Annotated in this window: 24 protein-coding genes, 1 tRNA gene and 2 pseudogenes; 16 read left to right on the forward strand and 11 right to left on the reverse strand. The window is 35.9% G+C overall.

Annotated features, from left to right (window positions below):
* Window positions 1-162: 162 nt before the first annotated feature.
* Window positions 163-642, forward strand: coding sequence for a TspO/MBR family protein (locus ON07_RS10025; protein ID WP_029331805.1), 480 nt, complete (start codon window positions 163-165; stop codon window positions 640-642).
* 7 nt (window positions 643-649) lie between these two features.
* Here ON07_RS10025 and ON07_RS10030 read toward each other — a convergent pair whose 3' ends face one another.
* Window positions 650-1,864 carry a BaiN/RdsA family NAD(P)/FAD-dependent oxidoreductase gene (locus ON07_RS10030; RefSeq protein ID WP_010230868.1) on the reverse strand — a complete coding sequence of 405 codons (1,215 nt, stop codon included), beginning with the start codon at window positions 1,862-1,864 and terminating at the stop codon, window positions 650-652.
* A gap of 49 nt (window positions 1,865-1,913) precedes the next feature.
* A complete protein-coding gene (locus tag ON07_RS10035; protein WP_010230870.1) occupies window positions 1,914-2,600 on the reverse strand; it encodes a glycerophosphodiester phosphodiesterase in 687 nt (228 codons plus the stop codon).
* Between the two features lie 133 nt (window positions 2,601-2,733).
* Here ON07_RS10035 and ON07_RS10040 point away from each other — a divergent pair, with 133 nt between their 5' ends.
* The 5 genes from ON07_RS10040 (at window position 2,734) to ON07_RS10055 (ending at window position 5,671) form a co-directional block, all read left to right on the forward strand.
* Window positions 2,734-3,582, forward strand: a complete 849-nt coding sequence (locus tag ON07_RS10040) for an SDR family oxidoreductase (protein ID WP_010230873.1) — start codon at window positions 2,734-2,736, stop codon at window positions 3,580-3,582.
* Between the two features lie 29 nt (window positions 3,583-3,611).
* Complete coding sequence (locus ON07_RS10045; RefSeq protein WP_010230876.1) at window positions 3,612-4,610, forward strand: NAD(P)/FAD-dependent oxidoreductase; 999 nt, start codon at window positions 3,612-3,614, stop codon at window positions 4,608-4,610.
* Entirely contained in the window at window positions 4,595-4,813 is a 219-nt protein-coding gene (locus ON07_RS17955) for a hypothetical protein (RefSeq protein ID WP_394330132.1), read from the forward strand. The genes ON07_RS10045 and ON07_RS17955 overlap by 16 nt, the downstream gene beginning before the upstream one ends.
* A gap of 69 nt (window positions 4,814-4,882) precedes the next feature.
* On the forward strand, window positions 4,883-5,404 hold the full coding sequence (locus ON07_RS10050; protein WP_010230879.1) for a DUF421 domain-containing protein: 522 nt from the start codon (window positions 4,883-4,885) through the stop codon (window positions 5,402-5,404).
* Window positions 5,405-5,410: 6 nt separating this feature from the next.
* Window positions 5,411-5,671, forward strand: a complete 261-nt coding sequence (locus ON07_RS10055) for a SemiSWEET family sugar transporter (protein WP_010230881.1) — start codon at window positions 5,411-5,413, stop codon at window positions 5,669-5,671.
* Between the two features lies 1 nt (window position 5,672).
* Here ON07_RS10055 and ON07_RS10060 read toward each other — a convergent pair whose 3' ends face one another.
* The gene (locus ON07_RS10060) at window positions 5,673-6,110 is read right to left on the reverse strand and encodes a hypothetical protein (RefSeq protein WP_010230884.1); all 438 of its coding nucleotides are present in this window, start codon (window positions 6,108-6,110) and stop codon (window positions 5,673-5,675) included.
* A gap of 104 nt (window positions 6,111-6,214) precedes the next feature.
* Here ON07_RS10060 and gntA point away from each other — a divergent pair, with 104 nt between their 5' ends.
* From gntA to ON07_RS10075, 3 genes and pseudogenes are all read left to right on the forward strand, one after another.
* Entirely contained in the window at window positions 6,215-6,916 is a 702-nt protein-coding gene (gntA, locus tag ON07_RS10065; RefSeq protein WP_010230887.1) for a guanitoxin biosynthesis heme-dependent pre-guanitoxin N-hydroxylase GntA, read from the forward strand.
* Window positions 6,917-6,919: 3 nt separating this feature from the next.
* Window positions 6,920-7,527 (forward strand): annotated as a pseudogene (locus ON07_RS15195) (FMN-binding negative transcriptional regulator).
* Window positions 7,520-8,101 carry a DUF1989 domain-containing protein gene (locus tag ON07_RS10075; RefSeq protein ID WP_010230890.1) on the forward strand — a complete coding sequence of 194 codons (582 nt, stop codon included), beginning with the start codon at window positions 7,520-7,522 and terminating at the stop codon, window positions 8,099-8,101. The pseudogene ON07_RS15195 and the gene ON07_RS10075 overlap by 8 nt, the downstream one beginning before the upstream one ends.
* Here ON07_RS10075 and ON07_RS15200 read toward each other — a convergent pair.
* The 5 genes and pseudogenes from ON07_RS15200 to ON07_RS15205 all read right to left on the reverse strand — a co-directional run bounded on the left by ON07_RS15200 (window position 8,098) and on the right by ON07_RS15205 (window position 12,423).
* A pseudogene (locus ON07_RS15200) lies at window positions 8,098-8,815 on the reverse strand (TerC family protein). The gene ON07_RS10075 and the pseudogene ON07_RS15200 sit on opposite strands and share 4 nt — an antisense overlap.
* A 111-nt stretch (window positions 8,816-8,926) precedes the next feature.
* Entirely contained in the window at window positions 8,927-9,421 is a 495-nt protein-coding gene (locus ON07_RS10085) for a nuclear transport factor 2 family protein (RefSeq protein ID WP_029331809.1), read from the reverse strand.
* 13 nt (window positions 9,422-9,434) lie between these two features.
* Window positions 9,435-10,403 carry an MBL fold metallo-hydrolase gene (locus ON07_RS10090; RefSeq protein WP_033445080.1) on the reverse strand — a complete coding sequence of 323 codons (969 nt, stop codon included), beginning with the start codon at window positions 10,401-10,403 and terminating at the stop codon, window positions 9,435-9,437.
* A 14-nt stretch (window positions 10,404-10,417) separates the two neighbouring features.
* Window positions 10,418-10,906 carry a GyrI-like domain-containing protein gene (locus tag ON07_RS10095; protein ID WP_081483389.1) on the reverse strand — a complete coding sequence of 163 codons (489 nt, stop codon included), beginning with the start codon at window positions 10,904-10,906 and terminating at the stop codon, window positions 10,418-10,420.
* Between the two features lie 263 nt (window positions 10,907-11,169).
* Window positions 11,170-12,423, reverse strand: a complete 1,254-nt coding sequence (locus ON07_RS15205; RefSeq protein WP_010230896.1) for a pyridoxal phosphate-dependent decarboxylase family protein — start codon at window positions 12,421-12,423, stop codon at window positions 11,170-11,172.
* Between the two features lie 348 nt (window positions 12,424-12,771).
* On the opposite strand from ON07_RS15205, the gene ON07_RS10105 reads away from it, so the two are divergent.
* Complete coding sequence (locus ON07_RS10105; protein WP_010230898.1) at window positions 12,772-14,250, forward strand: SLC13 family permease; 1,479 nt, start codon at window positions 12,772-12,774, stop codon at window positions 14,248-14,250.
* Between the two features lie 11 nt (window positions 14,251-14,261).
* On the opposite strand, the gene ON07_RS10110 is transcribed toward ON07_RS10105, so the two are convergent.
* Entirely contained in the window at window positions 14,262-15,188 is a 927-nt protein-coding gene (locus ON07_RS10110; RefSeq protein ID WP_010230900.1) for an alkaline phosphatase, read from the reverse strand.
* A gap of 302 nt (window positions 15,189-15,490) precedes the next feature.
* Here ON07_RS10110 and ON07_RS10115 point away from each other — a divergent pair, with 302 nt between their 5' ends.
* Both ON07_RS10115 and ON07_RS10120 read left to right on the forward strand, forming a co-directional pair.
* Window positions 15,491-15,994, forward strand: a complete 504-nt coding sequence (locus ON07_RS10115; RefSeq protein ID WP_010230902.1) for a hypothetical protein — start codon at window positions 15,491-15,493, stop codon at window positions 15,992-15,994.
* 4 nt (window positions 15,995-15,998) lie between these two features.
* Window positions 15,999-16,733: an LVIVD repeat-containing protein gene (locus ON07_RS10120; protein WP_010230904.1), complete on the forward strand. Its 735-nt coding sequence runs from the start codon at window positions 15,999-16,001 to the stop codon at window positions 16,731-16,733.
* Between the two features lie 95 nt (window positions 16,734-16,828).
* On the opposite strand, the gene ON07_RS10125 is transcribed toward ON07_RS10120, so the two are convergent.
* A tRNA-Leu gene (locus ON07_RS10125) sits at window positions 16,829-16,910 on the reverse strand.
* A gap of 145 nt (window positions 16,911-17,055) precedes the next feature.
* Here ON07_RS10125 and ON07_RS10130 point away from each other — a divergent pair.
* On the forward strand, window positions 17,056-18,447 hold the full coding sequence (locus ON07_RS10130) for a dipeptidase (protein WP_010230907.1): 1,392 nt from the start codon (window positions 17,056-17,058) through the stop codon (window positions 18,445-18,447).
* Between the two features lie 257 nt (window positions 18,448-18,704).
* On the opposite strand, the gene ON07_RS10135 is transcribed toward ON07_RS10130, so the two are convergent.
* Window positions 18,705-19,283: a PhnA domain-containing protein gene (locus ON07_RS10135; protein ID WP_010230910.1), complete on the reverse strand. Its 579-nt coding sequence runs from the start codon at window positions 19,281-19,283 to the stop codon at window positions 18,705-18,707.
* A gap of 6 nt (window positions 19,284-19,289) precedes the next feature.
* Between ON07_RS10135 and ON07_RS16485 the strand changes: the two genes are divergently transcribed.
* The 3 genes from ON07_RS16485 to ON07_RS10145 all read left to right on the forward strand — a co-directional run bounded on the left by ON07_RS16485 (window position 19,290) and on the right by ON07_RS10145 (window position 21,500).
* Window positions 19,290-19,433 (forward strand): hypothetical protein, encoded by a 144-nt coding sequence (locus ON07_RS16485; protein WP_155807208.1) that lies wholly within the window; start codon window positions 19,290-19,292, stop codon window positions 19,431-19,433.
* 1 nt (window position 19,434) lies between these two features.
* Entirely contained in the window at window positions 19,435-19,800 is a 366-nt protein-coding gene (locus tag ON07_RS10140) for a BlaI/MecI/CopY family transcriptional regulator (RefSeq protein ID WP_010230912.1), read from the forward strand.
* 83 nt (window positions 19,801-19,883) lie between these two features.
* Complete coding sequence (locus tag ON07_RS10145) at window positions 19,884-21,500, forward strand: M56 family metallopeptidase (RefSeq protein WP_237708900.1); 1,617 nt, start codon at window positions 19,884-19,886, stop codon at window positions 21,498-21,500.
* Window positions 21,501-21,600 lie beyond the last annotated feature (100 nt).

A 21,600-nucleotide genomic window follows, 5' to 3' on the forward strand; every position in this document is an offset into this window, starting at 1 on the left:
TAGTTTTGCCGGCATCAATTGTTCCTAGTTTAGATTGTGGTATAAAATCGTGTACTTGCATCCTCCTAAAAATTTTACACAAATATACTTTTTTAGTTAAGAGATGATAACTTAGGATTTCAAATAATTGCCTATTTTAGGGTGTTAAACCAACTGAAGACCATGACCACTAAACTCTTTATACGGGTGTCCTTTGCTTTGGGCGTATGCTTATTTATTGGGTTTTTGGCCTCTATGGCTACTCAAACCAGTATCGGAGGTTGGTATGTGCAGCTCGACAAACCTAGTTTTAATCCGCCTAATTGGATCTTTGGACCTGTTTGGACAGTACTTTATATTTTTATGGGGATTGCTGCGGGAATCGTGTGGAGCAAAGGTTTTTATCATAAATGGGTAAAAACAGCACTTTACCATTTCGGGTTTCAATTGTTGCTGAACGCGGCTTGGTCTTTACTTTTCTTTGGACTACAAGAGCCTTTTTGGGCATTATTGGATATCATAGCACTTTTTATTGTGCTGCTTTTCACCATAAAATGGTTTAAAATAGTAAACGATAAAGCTGCTTATTTATTAATTCCCTATGCTATTTGGGTGGTTTTTGCGGCGATCTTGAATTTTGAGATTTGGCGACTAAATATGTGATACTTTTTTATTCTGAATCAGTCATCGCTTTGGCAGCTAAGTAGCCGCCAGTCCACGCATTCTGAAAATTAAATCCTCCGGTTATTGCATCTATATTCAAAACTTCTCCCGCAAAATATAAATTCTTCTGAAGCTTACTCTCGAAGGTTTTAAAATTCACTTCATTAAGTTTTACGCCACCCGCAGTTACAAACTCTTCTTTAAAAGTGCTTTTTCCGTCAACAGAAAACTCCGATTGTGTAAGCTGTTCACTAAGCTTAACTAATTGCCTCTTGTTAATATCAGCCCAAATATCGGTTTCAGAAATTCCGGAAGCTAGTACTAAACTTCTCCAAAGTCTTTTAGGCAGTTCGAATTGAGCATATTTTGAAAGCTGCTGCTTGGCATGCTTCAACTTGAGCTCTAAGAGTTGCTCTAAAATTTCTTCTGAGTTCTGATTGGCAAGCCAATTTACATGAATCTTAAATTTATAATTGAGATCATTCAGCTCCCTTGCGCCCCAAGCAGAAAGTTTTAAGATCGCCGGACCACTCAAGCCCCAATGAGTAATTAAAAGCGGACCTTCATCTTCCATGTGGATCTCCGGAATTTTTACCGAAGCAAATGTTGCAACTCCAGGAAGATCTGTAATGCGCTCATCTTTTATATTGAAAGTAAATAACGAAGGCACCGCGGTTTCCATTTGATGCCCTAAATCTTGTAACAATTTCCAAATTTTTGGATTGCTACCGGTGGCAACAAGAATTTTTTCAGCAGAAAAATCTCCATTATTGGTATTTATATACCATTGCTCATTTTCTTCAACTATATTTTGAACAGCATGATTTTTAAGAATCTTAATACCTAAACGGTGTGTTTCAGAAAGAAAACAATCGATTATGGTTTCTGAAGAATCTGAAACCGGGAACATACGCCCATCTTCTTCAATTTTTAATTCGATGCCACGCTCTTCAAACCAGGCAATCGTATCGCCCGTCATAAAGGAATGAAAAGGGCCCCGAAGTTCTTTCTCGCCTCTAGGATATTTTTTTATCAGTTCGCCTGGAGTGAATTCGGCATGCGTTACATTACATCTTCCTCCACCCGAAATACGCACTTTAGTAAGCACTTCTTTCCCTCGTTCTAAGATCAGAATCTTAGCTTCAGGATTAAATTCTGCAGCATTTATAGCTGTAAAAAAGCCTGCAGCACCGCCACCAATAATTATAATATCGTATTTCATTCAGAAAAAAAATTGAAAGCGCAAAGTTAGCGGTTTTCAGAGTAGCAATTTAAGTAAGTCTATCCGGATAATCTGAAATGATGCCATCTACACCAAACTCTATCATTCGTGCAATATCTTCCGGTTCATTCACAGTCCAAGCATTTACGTTAAAACCCTGGTTATGGGCATCTATAATACTTTGTCTGGTAATAATTCCCAGGGATGGATGGATGGCAGTGGCATTTAAGATCTTGCCCCATTCTATAGCTTCCTCCACACTGGCCTTACTTAAAACTGCAATAAGGATATGTTCATTTATTTTCTTCACCTCAAGCAATTCATTCTCTTGAAAACTTGAAACCAGAATGCTCGAGTAGTCCCAACCTTTATCTATGTAATGAGAAATAATAGCACAGGTGGGTTTTGCCGTATGCAAACCTTTAAGTTCTATGTTAATAGAGCATTTTCCTTCTATAAGATCCAGCACTTCGGTTAATAATGGGATTTTATAACCTCCCTTTACGGTTAATTGCTGAAGTTGCTCATAGGTTTTAGCGGCAATTTCTCCAGAACCATCACTTAGCCGATCTAACGTGAAATCGTGAAATACCATTAATTCTCCGGAAGCACATAGATGAACATCTATTTCTATTCCATCTACGCCCATTTCCAAGGCGAGGCTGATACTTTCCAGCGTGTTTTCAGTAATATGTCCTTTCGCCCCGCGATGACCAATTTTATAGACAGTTTTCATAGTCAATAGTTTAAATTGGTGAAATTACATATTTACTTAATTATTTAAGGTTTTAGAAAGTCTTAATACTGCTTAACATTTTTTTTTGACGAGTTGCTTTATAACTTCATTATAAATTAAAAAGAATTGAAAAATGGAGAAGCCGAAGAAATTTGTAAATCAAACTCAAAGTAAACCAGGAGCTGAATATAAAATGGAACCTCAACCAGAGATCATTCGAAAAGGATATAGAGGTAGCAAAAAACTTCAGAATAAAACCGCTTTAATTACAGGAGGAGATAGTGGGATAGGGAGAAGTGTGGCTGTTCATTTTGCCAGAGAAGGGGCAAACATTGTTATTGTGTATTTAAAAGAAGATGAAGACGCCATAGAAACTATGAAAATGGTGAAGGAAGAAGGCCAAGAATGTCTTATCGTGGAGGGGGATCTTAAAAATGAAAAATTTTGTAAATCCTTGATTAAAAAATGTGTTAAAGAATTTAAAAGCTTAGATATTCTTGTTAATAATGCAGCATATCAAAACCCTAAGGATAGCATTGAAGAAATTAGTACGACCCAACTTCATAAGACTTTTGAGACTAATATTTATCCATATTTTTATGTGGTAAAAGAAGCAATGCAGCATTTAAAGAAGGGAAATACCATAATTAATACGACCTCTGTAACGGCATATCGCGGGAGTGAGCATTTATTGGATTATTCCAGTACGAAAGGGGCTATTGTAAGTTTTACCAGATCTCTTTCTAAAATGCTAGCAGGAAAGGGCATTCGAGTAAACGCCGTAGCGCCCGGACCAATTTGGACACCCTTAATACCTTCCACTTTTGATGATGTTTCAGATTTTGGACAGGATACTCCTCTAGGAAGAGCCGGACAACCAAGTGAAGTTGCGCCTGCATTTGTATATCTTGCTAGTGAGGATAGTAGTTACGTAACCGGGCAAGTAATTCATGTTAATGGAGGCGAAGTTGTTGGTGGTTAAAGAATAAACTTAGATATAATAAAGAAACTATGGATATAAGATCCAATGAGCCTTATTGGCTTATAAAAAATGCGCTTGCTAAAAGTTATCCTTCATTAAAAGAAGATTTGGCAGCAGAAGCTTTAATTGTGGGGGGAGGAATCACCGGAGCTTTAATAGCCTACAAATTAATTAAAGAGGGAAAGAAAGTTATACTAATAGATAGAAGAGATGTGTGTAATGGAAGTAGTGCTGCCAGTACAGCAATGCTACAGTATGAAATTGATGTTTCTTTGTATGAATTAATAGAGCAGAGAGGAATCACCTGTGCTGTGTCTAGTTATCAGAATTGTGAGAAGGCGATTTTGGACCTTAAGAAAATAATAGATGAAATAAAAAGCGATTGCCAGTTTGAATTCAAAAAAAGCATCTATTTCAGTAGCACTAAAAAGGATATCGAGTTTCTCGAAAAGGAATTCGAAGCTAGAAGACAACATGGTTTTAAGGTGAAATGGATGGATAGAGAAAATCTTCAGAAACTTGGACTAATCGCCGAAGCTGCTATAGAATCGGAATCTGGTGCAGTAATGGATACCTATAAATTTGCGAACGATCTTTTGAAATATTGTTCAGAAAAAGGGCTGAAAATCTTTGATAGAACCGAATTAAAATCGGTTAAAGAGCAAAATGAAATTCAAATAGCAAGCACTAAAAGTGGTTTTAAAATAGAAACTCAACATATTATTTTTTGTACGGGTTATGAAAGTGTAGAAACCCTTACCGAAGATATTGTAACTTTAAAAAGCACCTATGCTTTAGCTTCCGAAGCTTTTCCCCAAATCCCAAAAGCATTCAAAAATCACATATATTGGAACACCTCTGAGCCTTATCTCTATTTTCGAGGCACAAAAGATGGAAGAATCATTATGGGAGGTGGAGATGAGAAATTCAAAAATGCAAAGAAAAGAGATGCCCTTCTTCCAAAAAAAAGAAAAAAAGTCTTACCAAGGAATTTAATAAATGCTTTCCAGATATTCATTTTGAATTAGATTATTCTTGGGCTGGAACTTTTGGAGAAACAAAAGATGGTCTTCCCTATTTTGGGAAACCAGATCCAGATAAAAACAAACATTACGTTTTAGGTTTTGGAGGAAATGGGATCACATTTAGTGTAATGGGATTAGAGGCAATTTTAGACTCTATTAATAATTCTCCCCATCCTTATTTGGAGTATTATAAATTTGAAAGGTGATCAACAAAGAAGTTTTATTCTTTATCTTCGACTATTAAATTAATTCTTAGAGTTTAAATACAAAGGAATATGGAAAAATGGTTTGAAGCATCATGGACTTCTTTAACTGCAATTTGTATTACAGCAGTTGGAATTTATTTGGCAGTAATAATTTTTACAAGATTGGCGGGAAAACGTAGTTTTTCTAAGATGTCCAGCTTCGATTTTGCCATGACTGTGGCTATTGGTTCTATAATAGCTAGTACAGTGCTCTCAAAATCTGTAAGTTTACTTCAAGGGGTTGTGGGCTTGGCGATGGTTTACATACTTCAGATCTCCATAGCTATACTAAGGCGATCTTCTAATGTAGAAAAACTTATAGACAACTCTCCTTTATTATTGATGGATGGAACAAGGATCTTACATGAAAATCTTAAGAAAGCAAGGGTTACAGAATCAGATTTGCGATCGAAACTTAGAGAGGCTAATGTATTAGAACTTTCACAAGTGAGAGCAGTGGTTTTCGAAGCTACCGGGGATATTTCGGTATTGCATTCTACAGACGAAAATGAAGAATTGGAAGATTGGTTAATGGAAGGGGTGGATAAATAAGAGAAAATGGAATGGACAGATGGTTTAGGCTTAGTTGCTGGGATTTGCACAACTGTTGCGGTAATTCCTCAAATAAGAAAAGCTTGGCAAACAAAAAAGGTAGAAGATGTTTCTCCCGGTATGTTTGGTATATTGATGGCGGGAGTTTTTTTATGGATAGTCTATGGAATTTCTAAAAGCGATATGCCCATTATGCTAACTAATAGTATTTCTTTAGCGCTAAATGGAGGAATGCTATATCTCATGTTGCGGTATCGAAATAATTAATTTACCATATCAAATAAATTCCCACAGCGCAAATCCCAAAAATTATATGAGCAATAATCAGTTGAAAGTAATATTCGCTCCACTTTATTTTTTTAACGTTTTTATTTAGCGAGAACATTATTTGCCAACCTAAAACGCCAATAATTCCTGCAGCAAAACCTAATAAAATACCTGAAAGAACAGAAAGTGGGATTAGTTCGATATTCCAAATGAGTTCAAAAAGAACTACAAATATCCATCCTATAATGTAATGTAAGATCCAACCTGCAATACTTGTTTTCGAAAGTTCTAATCGGAAAAAATTAGATTTAGAAAGTAACTTATTCAGCAGTTCCGGTTCTCTAAATTGTTTATTTCTAATATTAGAAACAATATAGCTAAATGCAGTCATGGCAGACGTTGCAACAAATCCACTTACAAATATTCGTGTTATTTCCATTACATGTTAATCTTATTTAAAGTTAAATTAATTTTCTCTTAAACAATCTCGATATTAAGGAATGCGCATATAAATTTACATTCTTCCACCATACATATGAGATTATGATATCAAGAATTGAAAAAAAAATAAAGAAGGAGCATGAAAATTTAAATGACAATAAAGTTATAAAAGCTCAATTTTCAAATTTCATACTTGAGCAAAATCATCCTTGTATGATGGCTCAAACCGTATTTAGTATGGATAAAGTCGATTTTCATACTTATGAAAATTTTGGTTCAAAAAACACCGCTCAGAAAATCCTAGAAGACTTGAAAATTTATATCGCAAACTACGATTTCGAGTCTAATGATTTTTTAACATTTCTCGCAGTTTTTAAAGGAAGCACTAGGTTCTCTGAAGCGGAATTTGAAACAGTCCTTTGGAAGCAGTTAAATTTTCTGAATGAATTGGACACAGATTCTTGGGATCCTGCGGTAAGTGAAGATCCAACTAATAAAAATTTCAGTTTTAGTTTAGGCGGAAAAGCATTTTATATAGTTGGTTTACATCCAGATAGTTCGAGAATAGCTAGACAATCTCCATACCCTGCAATGGCTTTTAACTTACATTGGCAGTTTGAAAAACTTAGGGAAATGAACACCTATGAGACTGTAAGGGATAAGATAAGAGAGCGCGATATAGAATTGCAAGGAAGTATTAATCCTATGCTTAATGACTTTGGGGAAACCAGCGAGGCAAAACAATACAGTGGTAAAAAAGTTGGAAAAGATTGGGAATGTCCGTTTCTTTCAGGGAAAATGTAGTTAATGTATCAGCCTAAGAAATACAAAAAACAAGATCCGGATTATATCTCTAAGTTCATAGAAAAGCATCCATTTGCTACTGTAGTGTTGAAAGGGGAACGAATGTTGGCTACGCATATACCTGTTTTGATAGATAAAACATCCAAAGACTTTAAATTATATGCTCATATCGCAAATTTTAATGAAATGCTTCCTTTCTTGAAGGATGGAGTAGAGGTATTGCTTATATTTCAAGGCGCACATGCTATGTCTCATCTTCTTGGTATGAAGAAAAGGATATAAGTACTTGGGACTATTCTGCGGTGCATATAAATGCAAAAATCAAAATACAGACGAGAGAAGAGTTAGAGAATTCCTTAGAAACACTAGTTCATAGGTTTGAAAGAGTTCAAGAAAAGCCACTTTTCTATAAAGAGCTGCCAACCCAAATGTTAGAAGATCATTTGCCATTAATCACAGGGTTTTGGTGCGAACCCTTTAAAATTGAAGGAGTTGCAAAATTACATCAGACATATAAAAAACAGGATGTAGAAGCTGTAATTGAACATTTAGAACAAGGATGTCCTCTAGAAAAGGAGTTGAGTAAAGACATAAAAAAAGAGAATGATTAAGGTAATAGAGAAGCAAACAGGAGATTCATTTGTTTTAAAAAAAGGTCAGAAGCTGAAGGTGATAGATCCTCACGGTGAGCAAGTCAGCGATATGGTGCTCTTTAATCTGGAAGATACTCGCGAGAAAATCTCTTCCGGTAAAACTTTAGATTTTGAAGAGACTATTCTTATTACAAAAGGGAATTTTTTATGGAGCAATAGAAGCCATAAAATGATGGAAATTTTGGAAGATACTAATGGACGAAATGATTTTCTTTTAGCTCCCTGTAGTCCGGAAACGTTTCAGATCATGTATAATAACCCGGACTATCACCCAAGCTGTTTCGAGAATCTATATACCAACCTTTCGGCTTATGATATCACTCCTGATGAGGTGCCAACCGCGTTTAATATATTTATGAATGTACAATTTGCCACAGACGGGAAATTGAGCGTTGACCCACCTTTAAGCAAAGCCGGTGATTATGTGTTGTTCCAAGCCGAAATGGACTTGATCGTTGCCCTTACCGCTTGTTCTGCTGAGGACAGTAACAATGGTAGTTTTAAGCCGATTAATTATGAAATTATAGATTAAGCATTAGGAACATTTTTCTTTCTAAATCTCATATTCAGCATTTCTATTGCTAAAGAGAAAAATACTGCAAAATAGATATATCCTTTTGGTACGTGGTAATGTGCACCTTCCACAATAAGCATTACTCCAATTAAGATTAGAAAAGAAAGGGCTAAAATTTGAATGGTTGGATGCTTGTTTACAAAATCTCCCACGGCCTTTGCGAAAATCATCATTACAATAATAGAAATAACCACAGCGATAATCATTAGGATTAACTGATCTGTAAGTCCAATTGCGGTTAGAATAGAATCGAACGAAAAAATAATATCCAACAGCATGATCTGTACGATTGCATAGCCAAAAGAACTAACTTTTTTTTACTTGCTGCTCTTCGTGTTGGCCTTCCACTTTATGATGAATCTCCAAGGTGCTTTTTACTAATAAAAATAGACCACCACCAATTAGAATGATGTCTCGCCAACTCAATTCAAAACTTACAAGTGTGAGGACGGGTTCTGTAAGTCCGATGATCCAAGTAATGCTCAATAGCAACAAGACTCTCATAATAAGCGCTGCAGAAAGTCCACCTACCCGTGCTTTTTTTTGTTGATGCTTCGGAAGCTTTCCGGCAACCAAAGAGATAAAAATAATGTTATCTATTCCTAAAACAATTTCCATAAAGGTTAGGGTAAGTAGAGCGATCCAGGTATCGGCTTGTAAGAATAATTCCATCAATGTGCTTTTGGCTGTTAGTGCTGCGGAAAATTACTAAAAATCTTGCGAGTTTAGAAAAGCGATTTAGCCAAAGAAACTATAAATAAATCTCCCTATTAATTTCAGGCCCTAGTGAAGACTAACTACTTTGGTGATCTTCCAGTTTGAATCTTGTTTTTTCCAGAAAATCACAAATTTTCCTATTTGAGATGGGGTGTCGGCGCTTTCCTGATTGTTTTTGAAAGTATGTTCCCCAAATTCTATAGCTCCAAAATCTTTTATTGGATAGACTTCGATACTACCAGGCACTAGATGTCGGGTTACTTTTCCACAGATATTCTTTTCGGTGGCATCCAAAATTCCTTGTTTAGAGGTCATAACCCCACCTTGATCATGAAAGAATTCTATATCTTCATCATAAATGGCTCCTTGTTTTTCAAGATCACACCGATTGTATGCATCGAAAAATTCGGTATCCATCGCTACAATTTCATTGTACAGCTCAAGATTATCTGGCACATACTCTTTAGTAGAAATTTCCTTTGGTTGCTGAAATGTAGAACAAGAAATCAGCATAGCGCTAACAAGCAAAACGAATGTTTTTCTTAAACTAATTGTTCTCATGCCATTTGATTTTTTAAAGATTAAAAACATCATTGATCCTCGCGATATGGAAGCCATTTTTCAGAATAATATTAGTTTGAGAACTTTTGGGGTTAAGGGCCGGATTGGTGTGATTAAAATGAATAAAATAGATCTTGTTTTTTTCTTCGGAAGTCAATCCGGAAAACAACTCCATGCTTTCGATGATGAAGGGATGCGGGATTTCTGAAATATCCCGGTTATTAACTTCTGCTGCATCAAAAAAAGTGGCATCCAAAAAGGCATAGTCCACATTGGCAATTTCCTGAATTATATCCCTATCCCATTTTTGCCACTTATCGATATCTGGGATAAAAAGCGCCTTTTTCTCAGGACCAACGATTTTATAACCTATCGTTTCGGAATATTCATCCCGGTGTGGCACCAAAAAAGGAATAATTTTTAATTTTTCGCTCAAAACAACTTCATTCTTATGGGCCATTTCCTGAATTAGAATGTTCTTATTGCTCACCAATTGGCTCCAAGGTCCATTATTCTCTAAATATGTTTTCATTCTAGGCATAACAAAAACTGGAATTTGTGAAGCGTTCATGGCTTCTTTCCCAAAATACATCAACCCAGTATAGTGGCCAATATGGGCATGAGTCAGGAAAATTCCATCGGGAACCTCTGTAGAGGTTTCTGAAGTATAATTTTTAAGAACCTGCAGTTGGGCAGTGATATCCGGAGTAGCTTCGAAAAGGTATTTTTTATGCTGGTCTGCATCTATAAGCCCTAAGGAAACCACTTTCCTGTTTTCATCTGGGCTTTCAAACAGCCCCATGCAGCATTCTTTTGTACAGGCTATTTGCGGGGACCCAGCATCTTGAACATTTCCCAAGATAACTAGGGAAGTCCCATTGATTTTTTCTGATTCTAAATGGATATTATTGGATTCTTTCTCTTGTGCAACTATTGATGAGCTAAGAAAAATAAGTAGGAGTTTTGCTTGGTACAATTTCATTGTTAAATATAAAATTATTTTTCCTTTATGGGAAACCATAATTCTTCTTCAGATTCCGGATCTTCATTTTTATATTTTTCTCCCATCACTGCAAAATGAGGTCTGTTGGCTAATGCGAATTCAGAATTTGGTAACCAGTCTTCCAAAATATAGCGATACACTTTAGATGCTTCGCTACCTTTTCCACGATGATTAAAAACAGCATATTTTCCTTCAGGAATAATTAAAGATTCCATTTCTGAAGGGATGTATTCTAAGTTTGAAACCTGAACAGCAGCCCATTTTTCGAAAGATTTTTCAGGATTGAAATGTTGAAAATAGGTAAGATCTTCATATACTTCTACTGAATAAAATTCAGTACCAATTGTATTTTTAATCTCTTTTCTACGAGGCATAAAGCTTTTCCAAAGGCTAGGTGTCTGGATGTTAGAAAAAGACATAGTTATTCGTTTCCCAATAAGGTGCATTTCTGATATAGTTTCTATTTTCGGGTTTTGTAGCATATACAAAATTGATTAAATACTTCAGTTATCTGTCTATTTAAGTTGAAGCTTTGTGTGAATCTTTTTACCTTCTCTTGCAATTATAGCTATAATTTCGGCTATATCTTTTTCTGTAGTTCTAAAATTAACAATACAGCCTCTTAAACAATAATTGTCTTTAACTATGGCATTAGAAAGAAAGACTTCTCCCCCTTTTTGTAGCTCATCTAATAATGCTTCATTAAGGGTGTTTAAATACTGAGATTCTACGGGAATGTCTAGGTCTAAGGTAGATATCTAAGAGTTGTTATGCTAAGATTTTGAGAGACCGCTTCTAATTCAGGATGCTTTTCAGCTAATTCAAAAAATAGTTCAGATAAATGGATGTCCTGTTGAATCATTTTTTCGTAGCCACTACGTCCCACTTGCTGTAATGCGAGCCAAACTTTTAAGGCTCTAAAACCTCTGGAATTCTGAAGTCCATATTCATAGAAATTTGTAGTCTGAACTTCGTCACTATTTTTGCTGAAATTATAATACTCGGGGTGCGAACTGAAGGTGTCTACTAAATGTTGTGGATTTTTCACCAAAGTACAGCCAGCCTCTAAGGGACTATATAACCATTTATGCGGATCTAAAGCTATAGAGTCTGCTTCCTGCATACCCTTAAAATGGTGTTTTAGACTTGGAATTACTGCTGCCGGAGCACCATAAGCTCCATCTATATGAAACCAAAGTTTGTGTTTTTTGCATATTTCAGCGATCCCATCCAGATTATCTACCACTCCAGTGCTTACATCTCCGGCCGTACCAATAACCATAATAGGTTTAAAACCAGCCATCATATCTTTTTCAATACTCTTGGCAAGCACATTATTATCCATCTTATTCTTTCCATTGGTAGAAATCCATTGTATAGATTTCGATCCTAGACCAAATAGAATAGCCGCTTTTTCCACCCAAGTGTGAGTGGTCTTAGAGCAGTAAATTCTCAATTTATCGCTTCCAAACAAGCCATCCTCCTTTATGTTTTTAGGAGCTTTTGCGTTACGTCCGGCAAGAAACCCAGTGAAGTTTGCCATATTTCCTCCACTAACCAGCAGGCCGGAATAATCTGAAGAAACTCCTATAAATTCTGCCAACCATTTGACCGTTTGCTTTTCAATTTCGGTAGCAATCGGACTAAGAATTTGAGCACCTACATTAGGATTAACCGAAGCGGCTAAAAGGTCGGCTAATACCCCAATTGGAGCCGGAGATGATGTGATATACCCCAGAAATTTCGGGTGTCCGTTAAATAAGGAGTGATTTAATAATAGTTCTGTGGTTTTAGCCATTAAGGCTTCTGTAGAAGTTCCATCTTCTGGGAGTTTTGAGGTTCCTAATAACTCTTGTAATTGTTTGGGAGTTTTTCCAGCTGTAACCGGGCCTTCACTCACAGTCTCCAAAAATTCAGCAATTTTATCGATTAATTGATAGCCTACTTTCTTGAATTCTTTCTTAGATATTTCAATAGGTGTCTCACGTGTAGTGTGCATCTTAAAAGATTTTACATCACAAACTTATTCAGCAATTTTAATTGCTAAGGTGAGGCGAGAAAGTTTCTGAAAAATTATGTAGTCTAATTTAAGTTAATTCAGAATTAAAAAAAGGGATATAGGCAAGTTTATTAGTTTTAGAATTTAATTGTTTCATAAAAATGTCAAGATCAAGAAATTTAAAATGCACTTGAAATGTTATAAAATTTCCTAAAACTGTAATATTTATTGAAAATAACTATATAATTGCTAAAATAAGTCAGCAAATTTTCAACTATTTGAATAAGTTAAACATTTGCACAATTTTAATCCGAATTTTAAATCCTCCGATATCAATTCTATAACTGAATGAGATTCAATCAAAAATTAGTATTTATTCTTCTGGGGCCACTCTTATTCTTTGCTTTACAGTTTTTGGACACACCGGCAAACATGCCAGAAAAGGCATATGACATGCTGTGTATTGCACTATGGATCGCACTGTGGTGGGTTACAGAAGCAGTGCCAATTAGTATAACCGCATTATTACCATTTGTGTTGTTTCCTTTAACCGGAGCACTCGATCTTTCTACAACCACAGCATCTTATGGTCATAAATATATCTTCCTGTACATGGGAGGGTTTTTAATAGCAATAGCTATAGAAAAATGGAGCCTTCATAGAAGAATGGCTCTTTCCATAATTCAACTTATTGGAACTAACATTTACAATATTATTTTGGGATTTATGGTGGCAACCGCATTTCTTTCTATGTGGATCTCCAATACGGCTACATCTGTAATGATGTTACCAATTGGGATGTCTATAGTCTCACAACTAAAAGATAATCCTTCTACTAAGGAAAACGAAACTATGATCTTCGGGAAAGCCTTAATGCTTGGCATAGCCTATTCTGCATCTATTGGTGGAATGGCAACTTTGATTGGCACCCCTCCAAACCTTGTATTTGCCGGTTATGTACAAGAGACATACGGTATAGAAATTAGCTTTTGGCAATGGGCAAAGTTTGGATTTCCTATTTCGCTCTTGCTGCTTGTTATTTCTTGGTATTACCTAACCAGAAAGGCATTCACTTTTAATGAAACAAGATTTCCGGGCGGGAAAGCGGAAATAAATCGATTAAAGACAGAACTAGGCCCAATGAAAAGAGAAGAGAAAATTGTGCTTGCCGTCTTTTTATTTACTGCTTTTTGTTGGATCACAAGATCTTTTCTGATTGAAGAACTAATCCCTGGAATAGACGACACAATAATAGCCATGTTCTCTGGCATTTTACTTTTTACCCTTCCTTCCACAACTAAGGGTGAAAAAATTATTAATTGGGAAGAGGCTGTTAAAATGCCATGGGGCATCATTCTACTTTTTGGTGGAGGTATGGCGCTTGCAGCAGGTTTTGAAGTAACTGGACTTGCAAGTTGGATAGGAAGCCAGATGACACTTTTACAAGCGCTCCCATTGTTGTTATTGGTAGTGGTAATTATTGCCAGTGTTAATTTTATTACAGAAATGACCTCCAATTTAGCAACTACGGCAATGCTTTTACCAATTCTAGCACCTATAGCTGTTGGTCTTGGAATAAACCCGTTCATGTTAATGGTGGCAACAACCGTTGCGGCCTCTTGTGCTTTTATGCTTCCAGTAGCGACACCTCCAAATGCTGTGGTATTTGGATCTGGATATCTAAGAATACCAGATATGATACGTGCTGGGGTGTGGATGAACGTAATATCTATAGTGCTTTTAACACTTATGGTTTATTTTGTTCTACCGTTTATGTGGGATTTCGATCCTATGGGAACAGGACCTCTAAAATTGCTTAATCCTTAAATTTTTCTTTTTTAGTTGGATAACATCTCTGTAATTGGTCTCCCTCTCCAAAATTCAGGAATTGTAAGACCTAGCATATAAGCGATGGTTGCTCCGGTATCGTAAGTAACTATAGTAGAATCTAAAATACCCTTATTAGAAATACCTTTTCCGTAAACAATCCAAGGGATTTCAACCTCTTTCAAGGATTTCCCGCCATGACTTTTTCTTTTTCCACCATGATCTGATGTTAATATGATAATTGTTTCTTCCATTAGATCCTTTCGCTCCAAAGTGTCGATTAATTCTCCAATTAAAATGTCAATTTTCTCCATTTCTTCGTAATATTCAGGAGAATCGAAGCCAATGTTATGTCCTACATGATCTGCATCATCTAAATGAATAAAGGTAAAAACTGGTTCTTCTTTGGTTATAAACTTAGTTGCTTTATCCATGGTTTTAGGATCGGTTTCTCCATTATAATGAAGGTCTACAAGCTCTCTTTCGAAAAGATTCCGAATTCCACCCCAAGTATAAATAGCTCCTTTTTTTGCTTCTGGGAGTTGTTCATCTATTAAACTAAAGATCGTAGGGTATATGCCTTCTTTCCCCAACCTTCTAGATGGCATCTCGGGAACTCTGCTATCCCATTCTGTAAAGCCGTGTAATTCTGGGCCAGATCCCATTAGCATTGAGGCCCAATTTACGGCACTGGAGGAGGGAAGCACAGATCTCGCTTGCAGGGAATAACTTCCGTTATCCATCATTTTTTGAATGTTCGGAATTTTTGCATTTTCAAATGCGTAAGCTCCAAAACCATCAACACCAATTAAGATAACATGTTTGGCAAGTTGTTTCTTCTGTTCTTGAGAATTAACTGTTTGTGTTATTGAACATACAAATAAAAGACATAATGCAGTAAAAAGCGGAAAGCACTTAGAAAGTTGATTTTGTAACATTAATAGATTTTAAGGGTTTTTAATAAATGCTAATGTAGGCTATTTGAAAGTAGCCGGAAGCGATTTCCTCATTGAGTCTTGATTTAAATAGGTAATTGATTTAGAGAATTTTATGAAAAATAATAAATAAGGCTCGGATATTAACTTTTTGGGTTCAATAATAATCTTTGATCACATTTTATGCGGTTTAATCGTTATCCTTTACCGTTAGTCAATAAAAATTTAGTTACATTTATTAAAACTGCATTTTTGTTGCTTTGATCTTAATGAAATGCACAAATCTGAATTATAAGTTTCGCACTATGAAAAAACTTCTATTCTGTTTCTCGATCCTATTAATATTACAATCCTGTTGGCCTACTCGTGGAGATGATGACGATCTTAGAAGGAGTAGTTATGAGCCTGTTACACAAGCACGTCAGGATTTTGAAAAAGGGATTACAATTATGGAGGAACGTCCTGTAATTAATTCGGGTAAAATATATGTAAAAGGCGATCTTATCTATTTAAATGAAAAAGGAGAAGGCTTTCATATTATAGATAATTCCGATCCTGTGAATCCACATTCTGTTGCATTTATAAAAATCCCACTAGCTACAGATCTGGCTATTCGTAATAATATTTTATATGTACATCATGCAGTAGATCTTGTTGCTTTTACATATTCTTTAAATTCAAATTCATTAAATATTGTGCATCGGGAACGAGATGTTTTTCCTGAATTACGCTCCCCGGAAGGACTGGAACCCTCATTTTATAATGTTCCTGCAAATGAAATAGTAATAGGCTATCAACAACTAAACTAAAAAGATGAAAAAAGTTATACTACTCTGTCTTTCTGTGCTTTTAATTGGTTGTAATGCTGAAGGGGATAACGCTACATCAGAATCTATAGATGGTACCGGTGGTTCTCTTGCTAGATTTTCACTCGTAGGGGATTATTTATATACAGTAGATGATCAATCCCTGCGGATTTTTGATATTACCAACCCGGAATTACCAATATTTTCAGGAGAAAAATTTATAGGTTTCGATATCGAAACGCTCTATTCTTTAGATGAATACTTGTTTGTAGGAAGCCGTCTTGGAATGTTTATTTTTGATATTTCCGATCCTAAATTTCCTCTTGAACTTTCTAAAGTAGAGCATGTTCGGAGTTGCGATCCCGTGGTTTCTTCCGGTGATTATACGTACGTAACTCTCCATACGAATGTGAATTGTGCCGGAAACGTAAACCAGCTAGAAATTTATAACACTCAAGATCTCTTGAGACCGGAATTACTAATTACTATTACATTGGATCGCCCAATAGGTCTTGGTCTCTACGGAAATCATTTGCTGGTAACCGATAAAAATGTAGTTCGCATTTTCGATGTAACCAACCCAGCACAACCAGATCTTGTTGGCGGAATTGAAGAAGATGCCTTCGATCTAATTATCAGAAATAACGATTTGTTTATAATCGGTGAGCAATCGCTAAGCCAATATCAATTAAACCCGGAGGATATCGAAGATATAGTTTTTAAAAGTTCGATTGATTTTTAAGAGATTCTGGATATTGTAAATTGAAAACTCTCATATTTGAGACATACCTATATAAACGAAAAAAAGCTTCTCATTGCTGAGAAGCTTTTTCTTTGTGCGGGCGGGGAGACTCGAACTCCCACACCTCGCGGCACCAGATCCTAAGTCTGGCGTGTCTACCAATTCCACCACGCCCGCATTTCCATTTTACAACACTTAGGACTCGTTGTAAAAATGCTTACCTAGATAAGCGGCTGCAAATATACATAAATGTTTCAATATTCAAATATCCGAACAAGAAAATATCAATTTATTACCTTTGGGAGATTTCAAAAAAAATAGCATGAAGAATTTAGATAAATATGTTGAAGAAAACAAAGATCGATTTGTAAACGAATTGATAGAATTGCTGAAAATTCCTTCAGTAAGTGCAGATCCTGCTTATAAAAAGGATGTTTTAAATACTGCTGAGGCTGTAAAAATTGCATTGAAAGAAGCAGGTTGTGATTCCGTAGAAATTTGCGAAACTCCGGGATATCCAATTGTATTCGGTGAAAAAATTATCGATAAGGCACTTCCAACGGTATTGGTTTACGGTCATTATGATGTGCAACCGGCAGATCCAATTGAACTTTGGGACAGTCCGCCTTTCGAGCCGGTGATTAAAAACACAAAGGTTCATCCTGAAGGAGCCATTTTTGCACGTGGTGCTTGCGACGATAAAGGGCAAATGTACATGCACGTGAAAGCTTTGGAATATATGACCAAAACAGGGAATCTTCCTTGTAATGTAAAATTCATGATCGAAGGAGAAGAGGAAGTTGGAAGCGAAAGTTTAGGTTGGTTTATAGAACGCAATAAAGAAAAATTAGCGAATGATGTTATTCTAATTTCTGATACCGGAATGATAGCAAAGGACACTCCATCTATCACAACTGGTTTACGCGGATTGAGTTATGTTGAGGTTGAACTTACGGGACCAAATAGAGATCTTCATAGTGGATTGTATGGAGGAGCGGTTGCAAACCCTATTAATGTACTCACTAAAATGATAGCTTCTTTACATGATGAGAACAATCATATCACCATTCCCGGGTTTTATGATAAGGTAGATGAATTAAGTGATGAGGAAAGATCAAAAATGGCGGAAACTCCATTCTCATTAGAAAAATATAAGGAAGCCTTGGATATTGAAGATGTGTATGGTGAGAAAGGATACACTACCAACGAACGTAACTCCATTAGACCAACTTTAGATGTAAATGGAATTTGGGGTGGCTATATTGGAGAAGGAGCTAAAACAGTTATTGCCAGCAAGGCATTTGCTAAAATTAGTATGCGATTGGTGCCAAACCAAGATTGGCAAGAAATTACAGAGTTGTTTAAAAAACATTTTGAAAATATTGCGCCGAAAGGAACCAGAGTCTTAGTAAAACCTCATCATGGAGGACAAGCTTATGTTACACCAATAGATACTGTAGAATATCAAGCAGCTAGTAATGCATATAAAGATTCTTTTGGGAAAGAACCAATTCCACAACGAAGTGGAGGAAGTATTCCAATTGTGGCACTTTTCGAAAAACAATTAAAAAGTAAGACTATTTTAATGGGCTTTGGACTGGATAGTGATGCTATTCACTCGCCAAACGAACATTTTGGAATTTGGAATTATTTAAAAGGAATTAAAACAATCCCATTGTTCTACAAGCATTTCACTGAAATGACTAAGAAGTAATTTATCATATTTTGACAGGTTCAAGTAACTAGTTGATTTGTCAAGCTGTCCCGATAGCTATCGGGATGTCGAAGCTGATCTTTTAATTGAAAACACATTTCGACAGGCTCAATGTGACATTTTACAGACTATAATGTCCCGCAGATTGCACAGATTTACACAGATTTATTTGCGTTCATCAGGGTAATCTGCGGGATTTTTGATGTCACTTCGAGCGTCCCGATGGCTATCGGGATCGAGAAGTTTTTAGAAAGAAATTAAAGTTTCTTCACATATTGAGTGATAATAACAATTTGCTGTCCATCTACTCTTCCTTCAATATATTCAGCGTTTTCGTGATCTAAGGAAATGCGGCGAACCGCGGTTCCTTGCTTGGCAACCATACTGCTTCCTTTAACTTTTAAATCCTTTATAAGAACTACAGAATCGCCCGCTTCCAAGATCACTCCGTTGCTATCTCTGTGCACAATGCTTTTTGCTGCCGGATCCGCAACCTCAGTAGCTTTAGCCCATTCCTTCACATCCTCTTCCATATACATCATATCCAAAAGATCTTGTGGCCAGCCTTCATTTTTAAGCCTATTTAACATGCGCCATGCTACTACCTGTACAGCAGGAACAGTGCTCCACATACTATCATTTAAACATCTCCAGTGATTAGCTTCAATTTTTTCAGGATCTTCAAGTTGTTCTTTACAAGTATTACAAACAAGAATTGCGCTTTCAGTCCCTTTAGTTGGGCTTTCCGGCACCTCATAGATCTGGGGATCTTCTGTTGCTCCACATAATTCACATTTTGATCCACTTCGCTGAAATAATTCCTGTTCTAAACTCATTTTTTAATGTTTGCAGCAAAGGTAAACGAATCCTTAAAATACAAGCGAGTAATATTTCAGAAGAAAATAAATCGAAATAAAAGTTGTTCTATGTTTGTAGAATTAAATTATTATTCTACATTTGTAGAGCAACGATTTAATTCTATATAAAATGCAATTATCAAATTCTGAAGAACAACTCATGCAAATTCTCTGGAAACAGGAAAAAGCTTTGATGAAAGATCTTATTGAAGCCTATCCCGATCCGAAGCCTGCAACAACAACAGTTGCTACGTTACTGAAAAGGATGCAGGATAAGAATTTTGTAGATTATGTTCAAAAGGGACGTTCGAGAGAATATTTTCCTTTAGTTCGAAAAAAGGATTATTTCTCTAAGCATGTAAACGGACTCATAAAGAATTTCTTTAACGATTCCAGTTCTCAGTTTGCTTCGTTTTTTACCAAAGAGACTAATTTGAGCAAAACCGAATTGGAGGAGCTTAGAAAAATTATAGATCAAGAAATTAAAAGCAAATAATTATGGAAATGTACTTGTTAAATTCCGCCGCTTGCTTAGCCGTTTTGCTTCTGTTCTATAAGTTATTATTAGAAAAAGAATCGATGCACCTATTTAAAAGGTACTATTTATTGGGATCGGTACTAATAGCTTTTATAATTCCGCTTATCACTTTTACAACTTATGTTGAACTTAGTCCAACCTCAGATGTTGTTTCAGAAGGATCAATACTGATTTCGGAAGGTGTTACTTCCAGTAGTTTTGACTGGGAAACTCTTCTCTGGATTATATATGGACTTGGAGTGTTGATTTTTAGCATTAAATTTTTGATGAATTTGTTTCATTTAATTCGAAGAATTCAGCAAAATCCGAAGCTTAAAAATAGTAACTATATACAGGTTCTCTTAAGAGATAGATTAGCGCCACATACTTTTTTTAACTATTTATTTTTTAATAAAGAGGCTTTTATTGCCAAGCAAATCCCTTCAGAAGTTATCGTACATGAGGAAGCACATGCTAATCAATTGCACAGTTTGGATATCTTATTCATGGAAGTACTCCAAATTATGTTTTGGTTTAACCCTTTAATATACCTGGCTAAAAATGCTATTAAACTGAATCATGAATTTCTCGCAGATCGCGAAGTAATTAATAAGGGAATAGAAACCTCTAATTATCAAGAAACCTTGTTGGCATTTTCATCGAATGCCCAATCGAGCAAGTTGGCAAATGCCTTTAATTATTCATTAATCAAAAAACGATTTACAGTTATGAAAACACAAACGTCAAAAAGAACCATTTGGAGTAAAGGACTCCTTTTATTACCGCTATTAGCAATTCTGCTCTTTAGTTTTAGTGAAAAGGCAGTTGAAATAAAAGAAACTATAAATCCTGAGAGTATTGATTTATTCCACGGAAATATCCCAGACAAGAAACTAAAATTGCACGTTGAAAAAGAAAGAATCATTGTAAATGGCACAATTAGCAATTTGAAGGATTTTGTAAAAATCATGAATCAGGTTACAAGTGATTGGACAAAAGAGGATTTTAACCTCCATGGATTAGAAATTAAAGTAGCAGATAATGTGGAGAATACGTTTATTAATAAAATAAATGCAGAATTCAGAAAAACTAATTTGGCAAAGACTCTTAAAATGAGCTCCCCATACATACCACTAAAAAAATCAATCTCTTCCCAAGATATTGCCACCAAAAAAATGGTGAAGGAGTATAATGCATTAGCTAAAAAATATAATGAAATGGCTCCAGGTGAGTTAAGGGTGAAGCGTAATGAGCTTGAAAGAATGAGATATATTTATGAGTTGATGTCTCCAGAACAGAGAAGTAAAGCTGAAAAGTTTCCTGTAAGGATACCACCAGCTCCAGAAGCACCGCGTGCTCCAATGGCACCACACGCCAAACATGCTGTGCATCCTGCTGAAGGGAGAGTGCCACCCCCAGCGCCTCCAATAGAAATTGAAGTAATTGAACATGATGGAGATTTCGAAATGATGCCTCCACCCCCGCCACCCGTGCCATCTGAGCATATGAAAGAGCTTGCAGCTAAAGGAGCTATATTTTATTATGAAGGCAAAGAAATTAGTGGGAAAGATGCTATTAAAATAGCGAGGGATAATAAGGAAATAAATATATTAATAAGGGATCATGATTCTAAAAAGCCAATTGTGAAATTATCTAAAGATCCAATTCAATTGGATTAAATACTGTCAAATTAAGTTTTAAGATTTCTCGACTCTGCTCGATATTCTTATGGATTAACCAAATTTAAATTATGGTTTTTCTCGTATTTTCTGTTTTCTC

This window comes from Gillisia marina (assembly GCF_000258765.1).
GTDB lineage: Bacteria > Bacteroidota > Bacteroidia > Flavobacteriales > Flavobacteriaceae > Gillisia > Gillisia marina.

Coding starts and splice junctions, on each gene's coding strand:
- ON07_RS10025 (WP_029331805.1), top strand. CDS start 163: ATGACCACTAAACTCTTTATACGGGTGTCCTTTGCTTTGGGCGTATGC.
- ON07_RS10030 (WP_010230868.1), bottom strand. CDS start 1,864: ATGAAATACGATATTATAATTATTGGTGGCGGTGCTGCAGGCTTTTTT.
- ON07_RS10035 (WP_010230870.1), bottom strand. CDS start 2,600: ATGAAAACTGTCTATAAAATTGGTCATCGCGGGGCGAAAGGACATATT.
- ON07_RS10040 (WP_010230873.1), top strand. CDS start 2,734: ATGGAGAAGCCGAAGAAATTTGTAAATCAAACTCAAAGTAAACCAGGA.
- ON07_RS10045 (WP_010230876.1), top strand. CDS start 3,612: ATGGATATAAGATCCAATGAGCCTTATTGGCTTATAAAAAATGCGCTT.
- ON07_RS10050 (WP_010230879.1), top strand. CDS start 4,883: ATGGAAAAATGGTTTGAAGCATCATGGACTTCTTTAACTGCAATTTGT.
- ON07_RS10055 (WP_010230881.1), top strand. CDS start 5,411: ATGGAATGGACAGATGGTTTAGGCTTAGTTGCTGGGATTTGCACAACT.
- ON07_RS10060 (WP_010230884.1), bottom strand. CDS start 6,110: ATGGAAATAACACGAATATTTGTAAGTGGATTTGTTGCAACGTCTGCC.
- gntA (WP_010230887.1), top strand. CDS start 6,215: ATGATATCAAGAATTGAAAAAAAAATAAAGAAGGAGCATGAAAATTTA.
- ON07_RS10075 (WP_010230890.1), top strand. CDS start 7,520: ATGATTAAGGTAATAGAGAAGCAAACAGGAGATTCATTTGTTTTAAAA.
- ON07_RS10085 (WP_029331809.1), bottom strand. CDS start 9,421: ATGAGAACAATTAGTTTAAGAAAAACATTCGTTTTGCTTGTTAGCGCT.
- ON07_RS10090 (WP_033445080.1), bottom strand. CDS start 10,403: ATGAAATTGTACCAAGCAAAACTCCTACTTATTTTTCTTAGCTCATCA.
- ON07_RS10095 (WP_081483389.1), bottom strand. CDS start 10,906: ATGCTACAAAACCCGAAAATAGAAACTATATCAGAAATGCACCTTATT.
- ON07_RS15205 (WP_010230896.1), bottom strand. CDS start 12,423: ATGCACACTACACGTGAGACACCTATTGAAATATCTAAGAAAGAATTC.
- ON07_RS10105 (WP_010230898.1), top strand. CDS start 12,772: ATGAGATTCAATCAAAAATTAGTATTTATTCTTCTGGGGCCACTCTTA.
- ON07_RS10110 (WP_010230900.1), bottom strand. CDS start 15,188: ATGTTACAAAATCAACTTTCTAAGTGCTTTCCGCTTTTTACTGCATTA.
- ON07_RS10115 (WP_010230902.1), top strand. CDS start 15,491: ATGAAAAAACTTCTATTCTGTTTCTCGATCCTATTAATATTACAATCC.
- ON07_RS10120 (WP_010230904.1), top strand. CDS start 15,999: ATGAAAAAAGTTATACTACTCTGTCTTTCTGTGCTTTTAATTGGTTGT.
- ON07_RS10130 (WP_010230907.1), top strand. CDS start 17,056: ATGAAGAATTTAGATAAATATGTTGAAGAAAACAAAGATCGATTTGTA.
- ON07_RS10135 (WP_010230910.1), bottom strand. CDS start 19,283: ATGAGTTTAGAACAGGAATTATTTCAGCGAAGTGGATCAAAATGTGAA.
- ON07_RS16485 (WP_155807208.1), top strand. CDS start 19,290: ATGTTTGCAGCAAAGGTAAACGAATCCTTAAAATACAAGCGAGTAATA.
- ON07_RS10140 (WP_010230912.1), top strand. CDS start 19,435: ATGCAATTATCAAATTCTGAAGAACAACTCATGCAAATTCTCTGGAAA.
- ON07_RS10145 (WP_237708900.1), top strand. CDS start 19,884: ATGCACCTATTTAAAAGGTACTATTTATTGGGATCGGTACTAATAGCT.